At 55.4% G+C, this 17014-nt stretch carries 17 protein-coding genes and 1 pseudogene; 6 read left to right on the top strand and 12 right to left on the bottom strand.

Annotation, left to right across the window (positions count from 1 at the left end; translation table 11 throughout):
• Positions 1–16: 16 nt before the first annotated feature.
• The 5 genes from phaC to prmB all read right to left on the bottom strand — a co-directional run bounded on the left by phaC (position 17) and on the right by prmB (position 5258).
• Complete coding sequence (gene phaC, locus QC823_RS10925) at positions 17–1894, bottom strand: class I poly(R)-hydroxyalkanoic acid synthase (RefSeq protein WP_309656382.1); 1878 nt, start codon at positions 1892–1894, stop codon at positions 17–19.
• Positions 1895–2034: 140 nt separating this feature from the next.
• Positions 2035–2472, bottom strand: coding sequence for a phasin family protein (locus tag QC823_RS10920; RefSeq protein ID WP_309656381.1), 438 nt, complete (start codon positions 2470–2472; stop codon positions 2035–2037).
• A 152-nt stretch (positions 2473–2624) separates the two neighbouring features.
• The gene (locus QC823_RS10915; RefSeq protein WP_309656380.1) at positions 2625–3113 is read right to left on the bottom strand and encodes a DUF6489 family protein; all 489 of its coding nucleotides are present in this window, start codon (positions 3111–3113) and stop codon (positions 2625–2627) included.
• 110 nt (positions 3114–3223) lie between these two features.
• Entirely contained in the window at positions 3224–4315 is a 1092-nt protein-coding gene (gene aroC, locus QC823_RS10910; RefSeq protein WP_309656379.1) for a chorismate synthase, read from the bottom strand.
• A 13-nt stretch (positions 4316–4328) separates the two neighbouring features.
• Positions 4329–5258: a 50S ribosomal protein L3 N(5)-glutamine methyltransferase gene (prmB, locus tag QC823_RS10905; protein WP_309656436.1), complete on the bottom strand. Its 930-nt coding sequence runs from the start codon at positions 5256–5258 to the stop codon at positions 4329–4331.
• 206 nt (positions 5259–5464) lie between these two features.
• On the opposite strand from prmB, the gene QC823_RS10900 reads away from it, so the two are divergent.
• Positions 5465–6034 carry a Smr/MutS family protein gene (locus tag QC823_RS10900; protein ID WP_309656378.1) on the top strand — a complete coding sequence of 190 codons (570 nt, stop codon included), beginning with the start codon at positions 5465–5467 and terminating at the stop codon, positions 6032–6034.
• On the opposite strand, the gene QC823_RS10895 is transcribed toward QC823_RS10900, so the two are convergent.
• From QC823_RS10895 to QC823_RS10880, 4 genes are all read right to left on the bottom strand, one after another.
• The gene (locus QC823_RS10895) at positions 5957–7018 is read right to left on the bottom strand and encodes a patatin-like phospholipase family protein (protein WP_309656377.1); all 1062 of its coding nucleotides are present in this window, start codon (positions 7016–7018) and stop codon (positions 5957–5959) included. The genes QC823_RS10900 and QC823_RS10895 overlap by 78 nt on opposite strands.
• Positions 7011–7973, bottom strand: a complete 963-nt coding sequence (locus QC823_RS10890; RefSeq protein ID WP_309656376.1) for an alpha/beta fold hydrolase — start codon at positions 7971–7973, stop codon at positions 7011–7013. The genes QC823_RS10895 and QC823_RS10890 overlap by 8 nt, the downstream gene beginning before the upstream one ends.
• A 258-nt stretch (positions 7974–8231) precedes the next feature.
• Positions 8232–9704: a sodium-dependent transporter gene (locus QC823_RS10885; protein WP_309656375.1), complete on the bottom strand. Its 1473-nt coding sequence runs from the start codon at positions 9702–9704 to the stop codon at positions 8232–8234.
• An 80-nt stretch (positions 9705–9784) separates the two neighbouring features.
• Entirely contained in the window at positions 9785–11008 is a 1224-nt protein-coding gene (locus QC823_RS10880) for a YbfB/YjiJ family MFS transporter (RefSeq protein ID WP_422823647.1), read from the bottom strand.
• Between the two features lie 265 nt (positions 11009–11273).
• Between QC823_RS10880 and QC823_RS10875 the strand changes: the two genes are divergently transcribed.
• Entirely contained in the window at positions 11274–12542 is a 1269-nt protein-coding gene (locus QC823_RS10875) for a M20/M25/M40 family metallo-hydrolase (protein WP_309656373.1), read from the top strand.
• 102 nt (positions 12543–12644) lie between these two features.
• Here the strand turns inward: QC823_RS10875 and QC823_RS10870 are convergent, their stop codons facing one another.
• A complete protein-coding gene (locus tag QC823_RS10870; protein WP_309656372.1) occupies positions 12645–13334 on the bottom strand; it encodes a type 1 glutamine amidotransferase domain-containing protein in 690 nt (229 codons plus the stop codon).
• A gap of 383 nt (positions 13335–13717) precedes the next feature.
• Here QC823_RS10870 and QC823_RS10865 point away from each other — a divergent pair, with 383 nt between their 5' ends.
• Together QC823_RS10865 and QC823_RS10860 are read left to right on the top strand one after the other, a co-directional pair.
• On the top strand, positions 13718–14176 hold the full coding sequence (locus QC823_RS10865) for an SRPBCC family protein (RefSeq protein WP_309656371.1): 459 nt from the start codon (positions 13718–13720) through the stop codon (positions 14174–14176).
• Positions 14177–14211: 35 nt separating this feature from the next.
• A complete protein-coding gene (locus tag QC823_RS10860) occupies positions 14212–14667 on the top strand; it encodes a PAS domain-containing protein (protein WP_309656370.1) in 456 nt (151 codons plus the stop codon).
• 21 nt (positions 14668–14688) lie between these two features.
• On the opposite strand, the pseudogene QC823_RS10855 reads toward QC823_RS10860, so the two are convergent.
• Positions 14689–14925, bottom strand: a pseudogene (locus QC823_RS10855) (zinc ribbon domain-containing protein); the annotation flags it as partial.
• Positions 14926–14959: 34 nt separating this feature from the next.
• On the opposite strand from QC823_RS10855, the gene QC823_RS10850 reads away from it, so the two are divergent.
• Both QC823_RS10850 and QC823_RS10845 read left to right on the top strand, forming a co-directional pair.
• A complete protein-coding gene (locus QC823_RS10850) occupies positions 14960–15334 on the top strand; it encodes a DUF2237 family protein (protein ID WP_309656369.1) in 375 nt (124 codons plus the stop codon).
• A gap of 242 nt (positions 15335–15576) precedes the next feature.
• Positions 15577–15864 carry a sll1863 family stress response protein gene (locus QC823_RS10845; protein WP_309656368.1) on the top strand — a complete coding sequence of 96 codons (288 nt, stop codon included), beginning with the start codon at positions 15577–15579 and terminating at the stop codon, positions 15862–15864.
• Between the two features lie 46 nt (positions 15865–15910).
• Here QC823_RS10845 and QC823_RS10840 read toward each other — a convergent pair whose 3' ends face one another.
• A complete protein-coding gene (locus QC823_RS10840) occupies positions 15911–16492 on the bottom strand; it encodes a nucleoside deaminase (protein WP_309656367.1) in 582 nt (193 codons plus the stop codon).
• Positions 16493–17014: the final 522 nt, after the last annotated feature.

The raw sequence follows: 17014 nt of genomic DNA, 5'->3' as shown, positions 1-17014 counted from the left end.
TAAGGCTTTATCACGGCTATGTCTTTGGTCGACTACTATTGGCTGCTGCGGCACTTTTAAGTGTGTCCGCCGCTGCCTCACCCAATACTTCAGGAATGGTCTGGCGCACGTAGCGACCCGGTGCAGGCTCAATAATTGAAAGCTCACCTTCGCCCGGCTGGCGTACCGGCACCATTTTTTCTTTATCGGCATAGCCGTTATCGGTCATCCAGGCTTGCCAGTGCGGCCACCAGGAACCTTCATTAAAGGTAGACCCTTCAAACCATTCTTGGTGCGTGTCCGGCAGTTCGCTGTTGGTCCAATAACCATATTTGTTCTTATGCGGCGGATTCACAATTCCCGCAATATGGCCTGACCCACCGAGCACAAACGTGACCGGGCCCTTCGGAAGCAAGGCGCCATAATAGGTGCTATTCCACTTGGCAATGTGGTCTTCTTTCGTGGAGATGAAATAGCTTGGCGTCGATATTTTACGTAGATCAATTTTTACGCCATCCAGCTCAATGCCATCCGGCTCGACCAGGCGATTTTCCAAGTACATGTGGCGCAAGTACCAAGCGTGGGTTCCTGCCGGCAGATTGGTGCCATCGGTATTCCAATACAGCAGATCGAATGCTGGCGGCATTTCGCCCTTCAAATAGTTGCTGATATAGAACGACCAAAACAGATCGTTTTCTTTCAACAAATTGAAGGTATACGCCATGGAGCGGCCATCTAAATAGCCTTTGTTTTCTATTGTCCGCTCGATACCTTGTACCACCTGCTCATTGAGGAATACCCCAACATCTCCTGGGTCGCGAAAGTCCTGCAGTGTGGCCATGTAGGTCACAGACTTCACCTTGCGACCGCGTCGTGTGCTAGTGAGATACGCCATCACCGATGCCGTCAACGTCCCGCCAATGCAGTAACTCATCAGGTTGACGGATTTTTCACCACACGCTTGCTCAATGGCATCAATCGCACTGATCGGACCCATTTGCATGTAATCCGCCCAAGTGAGATCGCGTTGTGAAGGCCCAGGATTGCGCCAGGAGATCAAAAACACAATATGGCCTTGATCCACCAGCCATTTCATCAATGAGTTATCTTGGCGAAGATCCAAAATATAATACTTATTGATCCAAGGGGGAACGACCAGAAGAGGTGTTTTAAATGTCTGCTCCGTTGTCGGCGTGTACTGAATCAACTGGATCAGCTCATTTTCGTACACCACCGCACCCGGCGTCACGGCAATATTGTCGCCCACGCCAAACGCGCTGCGATCGGTCATACGCACGTTAATGCCTTCCGCCGAGTTTTCCAGATCTTCCCGCAGGCGGGTCATCCCATCAACGAGGTTTTGACCGCGCGTTTCCAGTGTGCAGCGCATCACTTCTGGATTGGTGGCAGCAAAGTTAGTCGGCGCCATGGCATTAACCATCTGACGCGCATAAAACTGTAGATGATGTTTGCGAGTTTCATCCAAGCCGTCAAGGCTCTCTATCAACTCTTCCACTAGCTGAGAGAAAAGCAGATATTGCTGCATGATGGCGAGATAGTAAGGCTCTTGCGTCCACGCCTCGTCTTTGAAACGACGATCCCCTTTTGCAGGCTGGATCAACGGCTTGACGTCTTCTCCCGCCATGGAGCGCACGCCTTGCTGCCATAACAGCCATTGGTCTTGCGCTAAGCGCGCTTGGGTTTGCCACAGCAGCGCAGGGTCTTCCGCCAGTGCTTTGGCCCCGGCTTCGAAACTTTCGCGCATATCGCTGTAAACGGAATCTGCTGCCTCGCTTGGCGCAAGGCGTGCGAGCAGATCCTGCATCAAGGCTTGGTACTGCTCACCGATCTCTTTCAGCTGAGCGTTCCAGGCATTCGTATCTACCTGAGATGGCATTTCCCACCCTGATTGCATACTCACTCTCCCATAATACCCGCGCAAGCGCACTTAGCGCCTCACGCTTCGAGCTTCGCTTAGTAACAAGCCCAACGTTGACTTAACGAGGAAACAAAAAGTGCGGCGCCTTTTTGGCGCCGCATTTATCTATCTACTGCTTAGCTTTTAGTGCTGTTGGCGCCACCGCTGCGCGACGACTGACTTGAGGCCTTCGCCGTTGATTGGGGCTGGCCTTTTGCCGCCGCACTGGCTTGTTCACTCATCTGCTTGCCAGCTTCGTTAAAGAGCTTCTCCATCTCTGTTTTAAACTCAACGCTCATCTCGCTCATGGCGCGCGCATCTTCCTGCATTTGCTGGGAAAGCTCGTTAAGCATTTCGGCCTGCTTAGCACCAAACTCTTTCAAGCTTTCCGCGTCTTCAATCTCGCTCGCGCTGCGCATGCGTTCAGTACCCATATGGCTGTAGCGCTTCATGGCTTCCAGCTGGTACTGAGTCATTTTTTCCATGTTATTGAGCATTAGCGAATTAACTTTACGCATTGGCTCAAAAAGTTGGCGTGTCTGCGTGTTGAAAGCGTCCATCATTTTATCTTGCATGGTATATACTCCTTGGTTGAGTCGTTACATGCTTACATTGTTACGTGCTTGAGATGTTATGTACCGCGCATCCTTGCTGCAGTGCAACAAGAATAGTCAAAGCCCTATTTCTTTGCAACTGCGCTTTTGCAACCCCCTGCACGGCTGGCATGTTAGCTTTCTGTGCGTTTGGTACGAGAGCTGGCTGATGCTGCCTTTGCTTTGCTACCACTACTGCCATCACCGTTATTGGAATCATCACGACGGGAATGGCTTTTGCTGTCGCTGCTACTGCTACTGGATGCTTCCCTGCCCGAGGACGTATTGCTGTTCGTTTGCGATGAGGTACTGGTATCACTCTCTTCCGCGCTTTCTTTCGAGCTTCCGGTCGAGTAACTGGCATTACCCGCTTGCTTTAGCATATCCATCATCATTTGCTGATACGTGCCAAAGTTAGCCAACCCTTGCGAAAGCCCCTGCTGCATCATTGGCTGCTGCATATACGGCTTCATCAGGCTCATAGGGTCATAACCTTCTACCCCAGATTCCATCTGTCGCTGAATGTTACCCAAAAGGTTTTGCTGAAATGCTTCAACGTCCGGTAAGCCCATCGCGCGGCGAAACTCGTCTGGCGTAAGGTCAAATTCTACGTTTATTTTCATTACGTTCTCCTCATCGCACTATTCTTAGTGTAGCAGTCATCTTGCACCTTCACCGCGAACAGTTAGTACCCATTTAGTACACCTTCTTCAACGCGTTGTTTAACATTAATTTAACACTGTCCCAATCGCGGCGTAGTCACGCTAACGTCCGCATTTTGCCCCCGATGACGCAACCAGTGATCTGCCAATGTGATTGCCATCATCGCCTCAGCGATAGGAGTGGCGCGAATGCCCACACACGGGTCGTGGCGCCCTTTGGTAACGATTTCAACCGGTTCACCGTGCACATCAATGGAGCGCCCAGGCGTTGTAATACTGGAGGTCGGTTTGAGCGCTAAACGGGCAATAATCGGCTGCCCGCTGGAAATACCACCCAGTACGCCCCCCGCGTGGTTGGAGAGAAAGCCATCTGGCGTCATTTCATCACGATGTTCGCTGCCCCGTTGGGCCACACTGGCAAACCCGGCGCCGATTTCAATGCCTTTGACGGCGTTAATGCTCATCAAGCCATGGGCGAGCTCCGCGTCTAATCGATCGAATACTGGCTCCCCCAACCCCACGGGCACACCTTCGGCTACCACGGTGATTTCCGCACCCACGGAGTCTTGATCGCGGCGCAGCTGATCCATGTAGGCCTCAAGCTCGGGCACTTTGTCCGGATCAGGGCTAAAAAATGCATTCTGATCAATGGACTCCCAGGTTTTGAAATCAATCTTGAGCGGCCCAAGCTGGCTCATATAACCGCGAATCACCACGCCCTGAGCCGCGAGAAACCGTTTGGCGATGGCCCCCGCCGCCACGCGCATGGCAGTTTCCCGGGCGCTGGAGCGCCCGCCACCACGGTAATCGCGATGACCGTATTTGTGATGGTAGGTGTAATCGGCATGTGCTGGGCGAAATTGGTCTTTGATTTTGGAGTAATCTTTGGAGCGCTGGTCGGTGTTTTCGATCAACAGGCCGATTGAGCACCCCGTGGTTTTGCCTTCAAACACACCCGAAAGAATGCGCACTTGGTCGGGCTCTTGGCGCTGCGTGGTGTGGCGCGAGCTACCAGGGCGGCGGCGGTCCAGGTCGCGCTGAAGGTCTTCCTCTGAGAGAGGCAACCCCGGTGGGCAGCCATCTACAATAGCGCCCAGCGCAGCGCCATGGCTCTCACCAAAAGTTGTCACGGTAAATAGCTTGCCAAATGTATTGCCAGACATGGGCGTTATTTCCTCACGCAAAAGACGCCGCATGGGCGTCGAGTTCAGCGGCGGAAAGGGCAAACACGCCCTGGCCGCCACGCTCGAATTCTAGCCAAATAAAAGGCACCTCGGGGAAAGCCGCCTCGACGTGGCTATCCGAGTTACCTACCTCCACCACTAGCCAACCGTCATCGGTTAAATGTCCGCGCGCCTCACGCAAAATGCGCCGCACAATGTCCAGGCCATCATTGCCTGCCCCAAGCGCCAGCGCCGGCTCGTGACGAAACTCCGCGGGCATGGTGGCTAAATCACGGGTATCGACATACGGCGGGTTGGAAACAATCAGGTCAAAGCGCTGCCCCGCCAAACCATCAAACACATCAGACTCAACCGCGCGCACGCGCTCGCCCACGTCATGGCGAGTAATGTTCTCTCTGGCTACGGAAAGTGCTTCCTGGCTAATATCAGCCAAGATGACCTCGCTGGTGGGCAGGTAAAGCGCGGTGGCAATGCCGATACAGCCCGAGCCGGTGCAAAGATCCAGCACCCGCGCGGGCGGCTCTTCCGGGAACCACGCCGCAAAACCGTCTTCGATGAGCTCGGCAATCGGCGAGCGTGGTATTAACACCCGCTCGTCGACGTTAAACGGAAAGCCCGCAAAAAAAGCTTCCCCCAGCAGGTACGGCAGCGGGCGGCGGGTTTCGATACGCGCGCGGGCAAACGCCACGATACGGGCGCGCTCTATGGGCAAAAGGCGCGCCTCCAATACCGCCGGATCAATATTCCACGGCAGATGCAGTGCGCCCAAGCAAAGCGCCACGGCCTCATCCCACGCCGAGGCAGTGCCATGACCATAATGCAGCCCCGCAAGATGAAATTCGCTAGCGACCCAGCGCAAGTAGTCGCGCAGGGTATAAAGCTCCTGAGAGACCTCGGCGTCGCTTAGCGTAAGCGTTGACATCGCGGGTAAAGCGGCTTGAGACTGAGAAGAAAGCGTGGTGGCCACAGTGGCTCCTGGTTGGCAGGCGGTCATCAAATCCGTCGAGACGGTATAGAAAAGGATTGTACCTTTCACATTGCCCGGTTCACAGCGGCGCTAAGGCCGCTATACTGTGCGCTTTCGTGATCACCCCATTAACGTTTACTTTCTTTTCTTTCGAGTTTGCCATGACACGCCGCTCCCACCCGCCAAACGATGACGATATCAGCGCCTTTCGCCAAGCATTGGAAGCGGCGGGCGTTCGCCGTATCGACAGAAATCAGGCGGACCCCGGCAAACCTAAGCGCAACACCGCTAACCAAGCGGTTCGTCGACAAGCCGCCGTTGAAAGCCAGAGCTTACAAACCACCGGACGCACGTCTGATGGGCGCGTTGAGGCGGTACGCCCGTCCGAGTATTTGGAATTTTCCGTGCCTGATCTGCCGTGGCGCACGCTCAGCCAACTCAAGCGCGGCCAAACCACTTGGCAAGCGGGGCTGGACCTTCACGGCTACACCTTGGAAGAAGCCCGCACCCAGCTAGAAAGCTTTTTGCGCGACGCCACCGCTCAGCACATGCGCTGCGTGTTGATCGTCCATGGCAAAGCATGGGGCACCACGGCAGACTATCCCGTACTGAAAAGCCACACCAACGCGTGGCTTCGCGAATGGCCCGGCGTGTTAGCGTTTTGCTCCGCTATCGAGATCGATGGCGGCACGGGCGCGGTCTATGTGCTGCTGCGCAAGAGTGCGCGGTAGCGATGCATCCAGTGCCTTATCGGTTAAGTGGTGCCCTAAGCGAATCAGTTCGTTGGCGCGGTGGAATTCATAAGCGCTACACACGGTTTTAGGCACTTCGATCAGCACGTCCGGGGGGTAACCGGCGATCTTATATTTCGCCAGTGCCGCCTGGGTAATGTCGAACGATTCCAGCACCATATCCAGCTTGCTCCACTCGCGCTTACCACGCTCCTCAGCGCTTTCGTTGCTGCCACTTTCGCCTGACAAGTTGCCCAACCCTTCCCATAACCGGCGAGTGGCGTTGCGTACGTCGTCAAGCCATCCGCCGATACTTTCTTCGTCCTCGCGTTTGCTATCGCAGCGGATATCCTCCTCTTCTGCTGCTGGCAGCATATCCTCCAATGACACCGGCTGCGGGCTGTGCGCGGTCACGTTGACGGCCACGACCAAATCCGCCTCGTGAGCCGCCACGGCGGGCAAGATTGGCAATGGATTCAGCAGGCCCCCGTCGACCAACACTTGATCGCCCACGTGTACTGGGGTAATCACCCCCGGCACGGCAATTGACGCGCGAATCGCACGCAACAACGAGCCTTTTTGGAACCACACCTCACGCTGGCGAACCAAATCAGTGGCCACGGTGGTCACGGGAATCGACAGGTCTTCGATTTGCATGTTCCCCACCAGGCTTTCGAGCTTCTCCATCACTTTGTTGGCACGCATGGCACCCATCGGGCTCCAGGTCACATCCACCAGTTTGACCACGTCAAGATAATCAAGCTGACTCACCCAATCGCGGTATTCCGACAGCTTTCCCGCCGCATAAACGCCACCGACCAAAGCACCCATTGAGCAGCCAGAAACGGAGATAATCTCAAACCCACGGGCTTCTAACGCGTCGATGACCCCGATATGGGCGTACCCCCGCGCGCCACCGCTGCCCAGCACCAAGGCGACTTTATTGCCCGAATGGGCTGGCACTGATTGGGTCAGTTCATCCATGCGTTGCCTCCTGATTGTCTTGGCGTGCCACTGTTTGCTGAGTGTCCGAATGCTGAGTGTCCGTGTGCTGAATAATCGTCTGCGCGACGGACGTCACCGCGGCCGGCTCCAGATGCAAATGATGCCCACCGGCCAACACGTGTCGAGTGAGCGTTGGCACTGCCTGGCGGGCTTTTTTTGCCCAGGCGCGCTCACCTAGAATGCCGCCGTCGCCTTCGATCAACAGCACCGGGCAGCGAATATCACCCAGCATCGACAGCACCTGCGCCGGGGTAAAACGCACCAGCGACGGTTTGAGTAGCCGACCATCCGTGCGCAGTAACACATGGCCGTCGTCATCGAGGCGGCTATTGCGCGCGACCAGCGGCTTTGCCGTCTCCGCGTCAATCGGCGTGACGCCACCCGCCACGCGCGCGGCCACGGCGCTGTCGATATCCACATAGCGCGGCGGGTTCGAGCGCGGGCGACGATGGGCGACCAGCCCCTTGCGCAGCTGTTCGGACGTCTCTTCTGGCGGTGTGGTGATCGCCCCCAGGCCATCGATAAGCAAAAGCTGTGTGACGCGTTCGGGCACGGAGGCAGCGAGCAAGCAGCTGACGGCGGCGCCCATAGAATGCGCCAGCAATGTGACTTGCGACAACGCCAATTCCTCCATGGCGTCGAGCACATCGTGGCAGTAGTCCCAAAGGGCATAATCGTGCTGAATCGCTCCCTCGCCTAACGACTCACCGTGGCCACGAAAATCGATCGCTACAATGCGAATATCCAGCACCTCCACCAAACGTGGCGCTAGCCGGGAAAAGCTCGCGGCGTTATCCAACCAGCCGTGCAGCGCAAGCCACGTAGGCGCATCACGCCGACCCCAGCTCAACGCCGCCAAGCGTCCGTTAGCCAACGTTAACGGCTCGGTGGGCGGCACCGTATCTGCTGGTTGTGTTTTTGACGCTGTTGTCATCTCAATTCCTTCACCCGATAAGCGTAAATCGCTACCATCACCCTGCTTCATTTATTATGTCGCTCGCGATATTGGCTCCTATTCCCCTTTAGACTACAAGAGGCCTGCATGAAACCCCACCGCGATACCCGCACCCGTAACTGGATCTTTTTTATCACCGTGTTAAGCGCCATTGCGGTAGGCCTATGGCTTGCCCGCTAGCGAGGCTGGCATAGCCTATACGATCCATAAAAGCACAGAAACGATGCCTTAAGCGTGTTATGGCCGGGTTGGGGTAGTAAGTGCTTGGCGCAAGCGCGGGCTCAGCCCCTCACCCACGGCGACCATCACCACCAGAATCGCCAGCAGCCACGGCCAATGTGCCGCAAAGGTGACCGAATAAATCCCCAGGGCATCGGTAAAAACTACCAGGATGCCCAGCGGGCTTACATAACGCACCATCATAAGCCACAACGTATAAAGTCGCGGTGATAGCCCCAGCTCCTCACGAAAGGTGTCAGACTTGAGCACAAAACCGGCCAGCACCACCGTGCCTAAGCCGCCCAGCGGCATCATCCAGCGCGCGGTAAGATAATCGAGCCAGTCGAACACGTTTTTTCCCGCGAGCGTCCAATCGGCTCCGAGGTTGAACGACAGCATGGCCAATGTACTGATTAGCCACAGCACGATACCGGTGCCCCACGCGGCCGCCCGACGGGAAAGCCCTTTGTTATCGCACAGCCAGGAAACCGTCGCTTCGACCATCGAGATCGATGAAGTCAGCGCCGCCATGGAGAGCATGGCAAAAAAGAGAATACCAAACAGCGTGCCTAACGGCATGGCGTCAAACGCCAACGGCAGGCTCATAAAAATCAGCCCCGGCCCTTGGCCCGGGTTCATGCCATTAGCAAAAATCACCGGAAAGATCGCCAGCCCTGCCATCAACGCGACCACGGTGTCAGCCGCCGCCACCCCTAATGTGGTGCGGGCAATCGAGGCGTTTTTGGGTAGGTAGCTGCCATACGTCAGGATGGCCCCAGACGCCAGCGACAAGGTAAAAAACGCATGCCCTAACGCGGCCAGCATCCCCTCGCTTGAGAGACTCCCCGCGTTAAAGGAGAAAAGAAACGTCACCGCTTCACCAAAGCCACCGGAAAACATACCGTAAACGATCAGCACCAACAGCATGACCACCAGCCCCGGCATCATCCAACTGACGTTTTTTTCGATCCCCTCTTGCACGCCTTTGCCCACGATCAACATGGTTAGCAACGTCACGAGCGTGCTCCAAAAACCCAGATTGAGGGGATTTTCGTTATTGGCAACAAACACCGCCACCATGTCATCCACGTTCTCGCCGCTTAAGCCGCCGCTAAGCATCTTCCAGAGATAAGAAAACGACCAGCCCGCGACCACGACATAAAACGACAGAATCAAAAAGCCGCACAGCATGGCCATCCAGCCGATCAGCGACCACGCCGAGCGCCCCCCCGACTCATTAACCACACGACGAATCGCATCAATGGGGCTACCACGCCCACGGCGACCAAAAGCAATTTCCGTCATCATCACCGGCACACCAACGGCTAAGATACACGCCAGATAGACCAGCACGAAGGCACCGCCGCCGAATTCGCCGGTGATGTAAGGAAACTTCCAAATATTGCCCAGCCCCACGGCGGAGCCCGTGGCGGCCAACAAAAATCCCCAGCGGCCAAGCCACTGAGTTCTCGGTTGAGTGGCAGAGGTCATGTCGTTCTTCCTGTGGGAAAAACGCGCCATGCTAGTCGATTTTGGCGCAAATGCCTAAGCTCAGCGGAAAAAAGTGCCGTTCAGCCGTAGGTCGCTGCTTTTGCTTCGCTATCCAATCGCTGCGCCGTCTGATCCACCACACGTAGCCACGCTAACAACACCGCCCCCAAAGCGACAAAGCCGCCCGCGAGCCACAGCCCAATGCCATAGTGGCCGGTCGCTTCGGCGAGCATTCCCGTCAGCGCTGGCGCGATAATCTGCGCTACCCCGTAAGCTAAGGTCATGCGCCCCATCAACCGCGCAGGGCTTGCCGGGTATAGCCGCCCGGCCATGGTCAACACCAAGCTCACACACCCCAGAAAGGTGCCGCCGTAAAGCACCGCGCTTAAGAGCACGGCGGGCAGGCTAGAGGTTACCGCGGGCAGCACAATGCCCACCACCTGCAGCAGCATCGCGGCAATCAGCGCGCCCAAATAGCCAATACGCCGCGCGATTAAATCCCATAACATCACCGCTGGCGCCGCGGCCAGCCCGATCAGCGCAAACGCCCAGTTACCCGCCCCCGTCAAAAGCGGCTCGCGCTCCACAATCGTGACGATAAAAGTAGCGCTGATGACATAGCCGTAACCGGCGCAGAAGTACGCCGCCATCATCAGGCGCATGAAGGTACGACCCGGCGGCTTATTCTGTGCAGCAGAGGCGGACGCCCCACCCGCTACCGGCTTCACCGGGCGCGGCAGCCAATGCCACGCGGGGACCAACAGCAGTACGGCCAAAACGCTAAAACCCCACCACTGAAGTTGCCAACTCATAGACAAACGCAGCATGACTTCCACCGCCACGGCCGCCAGTAGAATACCCACGCCTACGCCGGCAAAGTGGATGCCCAGCTCGCCACGCTGGCGATGCTGAATCAGCCAGTGCAAAATCAAACCCGACGCCAGCAGCATGGAAGCGCTACTCGCAAGCCCGGCAAAAAAGCGCAGCCCTGCCCATAGCCAGAAATGCTCGGTCAGCGCCATGCCCGCCGTGGTAACCACGGCGAGCACAAGCCCGATGCGATAGAACCAATCCTTAAGATAAATACTGCGAATTGACGCCGCCAGCACTGCGCCAAGCATATAGCCTGCGTAATTAAGGGCCGCCAGCCACCCGCCATCGGCATCGCCCAGCCCAGTCTGCTGCTGCATCACCGGCAACAACGGTGTATAAGCGAAGCGCGCCACGCCGATACACAGCAGTTGGCTAAAAACGCCGGCGAGCAATACCTTAAAGCGTTTTGCGCGTAGTTCAGTTCCCGTCACCCCTAGCTCCTTGTGCATCGCCGTATTTCGTTATGTCGTCATAATTTCTTGCGTTATCTTACGAGTATTAAAGGCCTTGCGACTACACGACCTACGCACAAGCCCCCAGCTTCTGGCAAACTGTGTACAAGAACATCTAAGTCGATAACCCCCGCTGTTAATATGGGTTGTTAACGCAATCTGTTAACACTGTCTGATAACACCGTCTGTCAGCACAGGCTGTTAACACCGATTTTTACCACAGCACCATTAAGGAGCGACATTAATGAGCGATAGCGCCACTACCCCCTGGACTCAACCAATGCCCGACGCGCAGTTTAAACTGATGCGCGACATTCTCGCCGCCCCAAGCCCCGTGGGCTTGGAAGCCGCCATGACCTATGGTGTGCTCAAGCCGCACTTTGAGAGTTTTGCCCCCAAGAGTTGGCACCTGCACCAGTTCCGCGGTAACGCCGGTGTTGTGCTCGACACCCACCCCGGCCGCGACGATATGTTCAAGCTGATGATTATCGGCCACGCCGACAAGATCCGCATGCAGGTACGCTCGATCGGTGACGACGGTAAGATCTGGATCAACACCGATTCTTTCTTGCCCACGGTGCTGATCGGCCACGAGGTGAAGCTGTTCAGCGAAGACCCGGAGGCCCCCGGCAGCTACCGCAGCATTGAAGGCGGCACCGTTGAAGCCCTCGGCGCCATTCACTTCTCCGACCCCGCGATGCGCGATGGCAGCAAAGGCCTGAAAAAAGAGCAGATCTACCTGGATTTACAAATCCACGGCGAGAACAAAAAGCAGCAGGTACTGAATCTCGGCGTGAAACCTGGCGATTCCATTATCTTCGACCGCCCGATTCGCCACGGCTTTAGCCCCAACACCTTTTTTGGTGCTTACCTAGATAACGGTTTGGGCTGCTTTGTGACCAGCGAGATTGCCCGGCTCATTGCCGAAGCCGGCGGCACCGAGCAAGTCCGCGTGATGTTCGCGATCGCCAGTTACGAAGAGATTGGCCGCTTCGGTAGCCGCGTTTTCGCCGGCGAACTCAAACCCGATGCGCTGATTGGCGTCGATGTGAACCACGATTACGTCGCGGCCCCAGGCATCGGTGATAAGCGCATGCAGCCGTTAGAAATGGGCAAAGGTTTCACGATGGCCGTCGGTTCTATTGCCAGCGAACAGTTAAACCGTGTTATCGCCCAGGCCGCGAAAGAAAACGACATTCCCATGCAGCGCGATATCGTCGGCGTGGATACCGGCACCGATGGCATGGCGGGCGTATTGGCCTCAGTGGATAGCGCTGCCACGTCTATCGGCTTTCCAATCCGCAATATGCATACCATCTCGGAAACCGGCAACACCCAAGACGTTCTCGCCGCCATTCACGCGCTCACTCGTACCATCCAGTCGCTAGATAAACTGCCGGATATTAAGCGCGAGTTTCTCGATAACCACCCACGCCTCGATCAAGCCAGCCCGCTTAGCCATCAAGGCAGTGAGAAACCCGAAAGCGAAAAAGACGACGATAAAGACAGCTAGTCGTTATCGATTGGCTTACGCTTTATCTACCAAAAGGCCCCGTTACAAAAAAAGCCCCGTTTTGAACGGGGCTTTTTGCGGAGACGGCAACGCTAACCAGTACTAAGCGCGTTCAAGCCACGCGATCAACGCTTCAGCCGTCGGCGCGGAAGACGGTGGGTTCTGGCCGGTAATCAGCTGGCCATCTTCACGCACATAAGGGGCAAAATCGCCTGCTTTACTGTACTTGCCGCCGCACTTTTGCAGCGCTTCTTCCACCAAGTGCGGCACGACTTGTGTTAAACCTACCGCCTCTTCTTCGCCGTTGGTAAAGCCGGTCACTTGACGGCCTTTGACGAGCGGCTCACCTGCGGCGTCTTTGGCGTTAATCAGCGCAATCGGTGCGTGACAAACGCTTGCTACCGGCTTGCCCTGGGCGATGAAAGTTTCAATGAGACGAATGGAGTCCGGGTCATCGACCAAATCCCAGAGTGGGCCATGGCCGCCGGGATAAAAAATCGCATCGAAATCATCGGCCTTCATCTCGCTCAACGGAAGGGTCGTCGCCAACGCTGCTTGCGCTTCTGAATCCTGCTTAAAACGACGCGTGTCGTCGGTTTGGCTCTCTTCTGCATCGCTCGTTGGGTCTAGCGGCGGCTGCCCACCTTGAGGAGATGCCAGCGTAAGCTCAGCCCCGGCGCCTTTAAACACATAGTAAGGAGCTGCGAGCTCCTCTAACCAGAAGCCTGTTTTATTACCGGTATCGCCTAGCTGGTCGTGCGAGGTCAGTACCACGAGAATACGTTTGCTCATTGCGAACTCCTGTTCGGTATAAGCATGCATGCCGGATTGGTTAGCATAATGCTCTATACACTTAATGGAGACGCAGAAGGAAAATACAACACTCCTCGCTTTCAACCGTTACGATTATCGAGATAACAACCTGAGGCGTGCCGACATCATGGTTGAAAACCATTATTTATCAAAGGTTAGCAGTGTGCTCAGTGCGGCTCAGCGGCGGCGGGTGTGTTTATTAAATCGTGTCTCTGGTAAATGATGCCTTGAGAGCCTACTGAGATTTCTGCTAACTTCAATGTATGCGCACTCGCAACAGGAACTAATGATGATTCTATTCGCGCAAATCCTCGTAGCGTTGCGAACTACCGTAAACCGTCTTCATGGGAAGTGCTCGAACGATGGTTAAGTCCCAATCCAGTACCCTGATTCGCTGTCCGGTATCTGATGTCTTTCGCTTCGTGGTGACCGATTTTGTCCGTAACTATCCGCGGTGGTCTCCTGAGGTCCAGAAGCTGACACCCTTGAGCAGCGGGCCATTGGCCGTCGGATGGATGGCACGGCAGGTCAGAATAGACCAAGGGCGCCGTTCCGAGGCCGATTTCAGGGTCATTGCGCTAGAACTTGATCGCCGAGTGTGTTTTAAAGGCATTAAGGATCCGTTCGAAATCAATTACATTTTCGAACCGCAATTTGACTACACGCGGCTCACCTTCAGTTTTGAGCTGGCGCGCCTGAACTTCGCTATGCGGCCGTTCGAGAAACTTATACGTATAGCGGTCAAGGATGGTACGGATCGTGTAGTGCGCGATCTGAAAACACTGGCCGAACGGGAACTTGGTCAAAAGAAGACAGACTAATATTTTAGATATCGCGCCTCTTGGCTGGAGATACCATGCTATTTATCCCTGATAAAGATACTGGCGTTATTCCGCACGTATTGACACAAATTCTGGATACTTGCGTCAATGGAGTCACCCTTTCCGACCCGGACCAGCCAGACTCTCCGATTATTTATGCCAATGCCATCTTCGAGCAGCTAACGGGCTACAGCCAGGAAGAAATCTTGGGTCGCAACTGTCGCTTCCTACAGGGTGAGGATCGTGATCAGCCCGAGCTTGATAGGATCCGCGCTGCCCTTAAAGTGCATGATCCCGTTGAAGTGACGCTGCGCAACTATCGTAAGGACGGCACGCTGTTTCACAACCGGCTGATGATTCAACCGCTGTATGATACCTCGGGTCATTTAATCTATTACCTTGGCGTGCAGTACGATGTAAGCGAACTCGTCAATGCACGGGCCGAGATCGAACGACTTGAAAATGTTCTAAAAACCTCTCCAGCCGATTGACCTTCATTCGACCTGTCTAATTCATAACAGATGATAGTGCCAAGAACGGCTATGTTGGCACCCGGGTTTACGCAAGCCTCTGTTGGCAGAAGCCGTCAGTCCTTCGGCTTGTAAGAGCAAAACACCTTGTTGGCGGATATTGAGCGCAGCCTTGGTATCGCGACTAATGTATGACATGCCACCGTGCGCGCAAACCCACTTGCGCACCAATAGCGACATCGCTTCGGCCTTATGGCCGCACGCATGGCACGTTTTCGAGCTGGCAAACCATTGCTTTTAAGGAATCGATAAGATGTCACGAGATCGTAATGTTTTGGGTGAGCCGTTAGCCCCTTGCTGCCATGATCCTGTTACCGGATTTTACCGCGATGGTTTTTGCCGGGTAGGCCCTACTGATCATGGGATCCATGCCGTATGTGCTATGGTGACCGAAGAGTTCCTGGCGTTCTCCTCTGGACAAGGCAATGACTTGGTGACCCCACACCCGGAATTCGGGTTTCCAGGCCTTAAACCTGGCGACCGATGGTGTCTGTGTGCCAGCCGCTGGAAAGAGGCTGCCGTTGTCGGATTGGCACCGCCTGTCATTCTATCTGCAACTCACGAAAAGGCATTGGATACGATCCCCTTGAGCAAACTCCAACAACATGCCCTGGATGCTATTCAATAGTGACCTTCCTAAACACCGCGCAATCTCACTTCACAAACCGTAAATAACACATTAGCGAGGGTTTTCTGCGCTAACAGTGTGTTTAAGTTGGAGAAGAGCACAGCACCCACGGCACGATGAGAGGCGGCGTGACCTTGAGACAGCCCTATTAATTTGTGCCATGCTGAACACGATATGCCCTGTCACTTGCTGATAGGCTATCTTCAAGATTCCTCACACCGTCATCCTGAAAGGAGTGCTCTATGAGTAACCGGGAAGCCTACGAACAGAAGCTGAACGCCAGACTAGAAGAATGGCAGGCCGAGATCGATAAACTGCGGGCCAAAGCCAGAGAGGCCGAAGCCGATTCCCGAATCGAGCAAGAAAAGGAAGCCGAACGCCTGGAGGCCAAGCGCGAAGAGGTGCGCGAAAAACTCAAGGAACTGCGCGAATCCAGTGACGACGCCTGGGACGATATCCAGGAAGGCGCCGAACGCGCTTGGCAGGCCTTCAGTGACTCCTTCGAAAAAGCGCGCAATCGCTTCAAGTGATTGGTGTTATATATCCGCCAACGGCGGCATACTGGCAGGTAAATGGTCAGGGTCTTAACGTCTGGATGGCACTCAGCCCTTTCCAGTCTTCTAGATCCAGCTCGGGGTTGCCTTCGCGGAATCGCGCGTAGAGCTCAATTCCGCGAGAATCTTCCAACACCTCCACCCGCACGCCCTTGTCACGTAGCAAGGTTTCCGTACCCGAAGCGTTGGTGACATCGCCCACCACCACTCGCGAGACGCAGCGCATATACAAAAGCGTGGCACAGACCTCGCAGGGGCTCAGCGAGGTGAACAACGTGGTACGACTGAAGTCGAGGCGGCCAGCATCGCGCATGGCAGAGGTTTCCCCATGATTGTAAGGATGACTCTCCTGTACCAAGGTGTTGTGTCCCTTACCGACAAGGCGGCGCGTGGCGTTGTCGATAATCACCGCACCGATGGGACAGCCACCCTCGTCATCGCTTTTCTGGGCCAACAGCACCGCGATGCGCATGAAATCAGCGTCGCTCAGGCGTCGGACGAAGTCATCGTCCATCAGCACCGGTAGGCTACCAGTGGGCATATGCGCAATGGCGGCTAGGGTCGCCTCAGTCACCTCCGTGCCGGCATTCAACAGCGTTTTCATTTTGCCTCCCTCTAGAAATCGAGCAACTCATCGATGGCCATTTCTTGGATCGTACCCGCTGAGATGCAAAGACGTCACGCGACAACCTCGGCCAATGGGTCATCGATAACAGGGAACCACTAGGGGAACCAAGGGAAAAAACGGGGATTTCAAAGAGAGAGGATAGTAGCAACCTACTGATTTTATTGGCGTCCCTGGCAGGAGTCGAACCTGCGACCTGCCGCTTAGGAGGCTTCAGGCCTTAAACAGCCGGATAGTTTCCCCATCGAAATCGGCTGGGTCGATACCCTCGGTAATAGCGATGCCTTCCTGATTCGCCCTTCTTCACAATGGTCTTATTGGGATGAGGCTGCGGAATCTCTGCATGGCATCACGCGTGAACAGTTAATGGAGGAAGGCATCTCGATAGAAGAAGCAGCAAAGCGACTAGATGTTTGGTCCCGGATGATGAAATCGCCCATAGAAGTTATCCTCTGCTAGCAGCCAGGGAGCTTCTTCATCAATTTATCCGGGAGCAGGTTC

The sequence above is a fragment of the Vreelandella vilamensis genome, assembly GCF_031451755.1.
In the GTDB taxonomy this organism is placed as follows: domain Bacteria; phylum Pseudomonadota; class Gammaproteobacteria; order Pseudomonadales; family Halomonadaceae; genus Vreelandella; species Vreelandella vilamensis.
This window is presented reverse-complemented; position numbering and strand designations above follow the sequence as displayed.

Excerpts from the sequence above, each read along its gene's own strand:
- phaC (WP_309656382.1), bottom strand. The coding sequence starts at position 1,894 with ATGCAATCAGGGTGGGAAATGCCATCTCAGGTAGATACGAATGCCTGG.
- QC823_RS10920 (WP_309656381.1), bottom strand. The coding sequence starts at position 2,472 with ATGCAAGATAAAATGATGGACGCTTTCAACACGCAGACACGCCAACTT.
- QC823_RS10915 (WP_309656380.1), bottom strand. The coding sequence starts at position 3,113 with ATGAAAATAAACGTAGAATTTGACCTTACGCCAGACGAGTTTCGCCGC.
- aroC (WP_309656379.1), bottom strand. The coding sequence starts at position 4,315 with ATGTCTGGCAATACATTTGGCAAGCTATTTACCGTGACAACTTTTGGT.
- prmB (WP_309656436.1), bottom strand. The coding sequence starts at position 5,258 with ATGTCAACGCTTACGCTAAGCGACGCCGAGGTCTCTCAGGAGCTTTAT.
- QC823_RS10900 (WP_309656378.1), top strand. The coding sequence starts at position 5,465 with ATGACACGCCGCTCCCACCCGCCAAACGATGACGATATCAGCGCCTTT.
- QC823_RS10895 (WP_309656377.1), bottom strand. The coding sequence starts at position 7,018 with ATGGATGAACTGACCCAATCAGTGCCAGCCCATTCGGGCAATAAAGTC.
- QC823_RS10890 (WP_309656376.1), bottom strand. The coding sequence starts at position 7,973 with ATGACAACAGCGTCAAAAACACAACCAGCAGATACGGTGCCGCCCACC.
- QC823_RS10885 (WP_309656375.1), bottom strand. The coding sequence starts at position 9,704 with ATGACCTCTGCCACTCAACCGAGAACTCAGTGGCTTGGCCGCTGGGGA.
- QC823_RS10875 (WP_309656373.1), top strand. The coding sequence starts at position 11,274 with ATGAGCGATAGCGCCACTACCCCCTGGACTCAACCAATGCCCGACGCG.
- QC823_RS10870 (WP_309656372.1), bottom strand. The coding sequence starts at position 13,334 with ATGAGCAAACGTATTCTCGTGGTACTGACCTCGCACGACCAGCTAGGC.
- QC823_RS10865 (WP_309656371.1), top strand. The coding sequence starts at position 13,718 with ATGGTTAAGTCCCAATCCAGTACCCTGATTCGCTGTCCGGTATCTGAT.
- QC823_RS10860 (WP_309656370.1), top strand. The coding sequence starts at position 14,212 with ATGCTATTTATCCCTGATAAAGATACTGGCGTTATTCCGCACGTATTG.
- QC823_RS10850 (WP_309656369.1), top strand. The coding sequence starts at position 14,960 with ATGTCACGAGATCGTAATGTTTTGGGTGAGCCGTTAGCCCCTTGCTGC.
- QC823_RS10845 (WP_309656368.1), top strand. The coding sequence starts at position 15,577 with ATGAGTAACCGGGAAGCCTACGAACAGAAGCTGAACGCCAGACTAGAA.
- QC823_RS10840 (WP_309656367.1), bottom strand. The coding sequence starts at position 16,492 with ATGAAAACGCTGTTGAATGCCGGCACGGAGGTGACTGAGGCGACCCTA.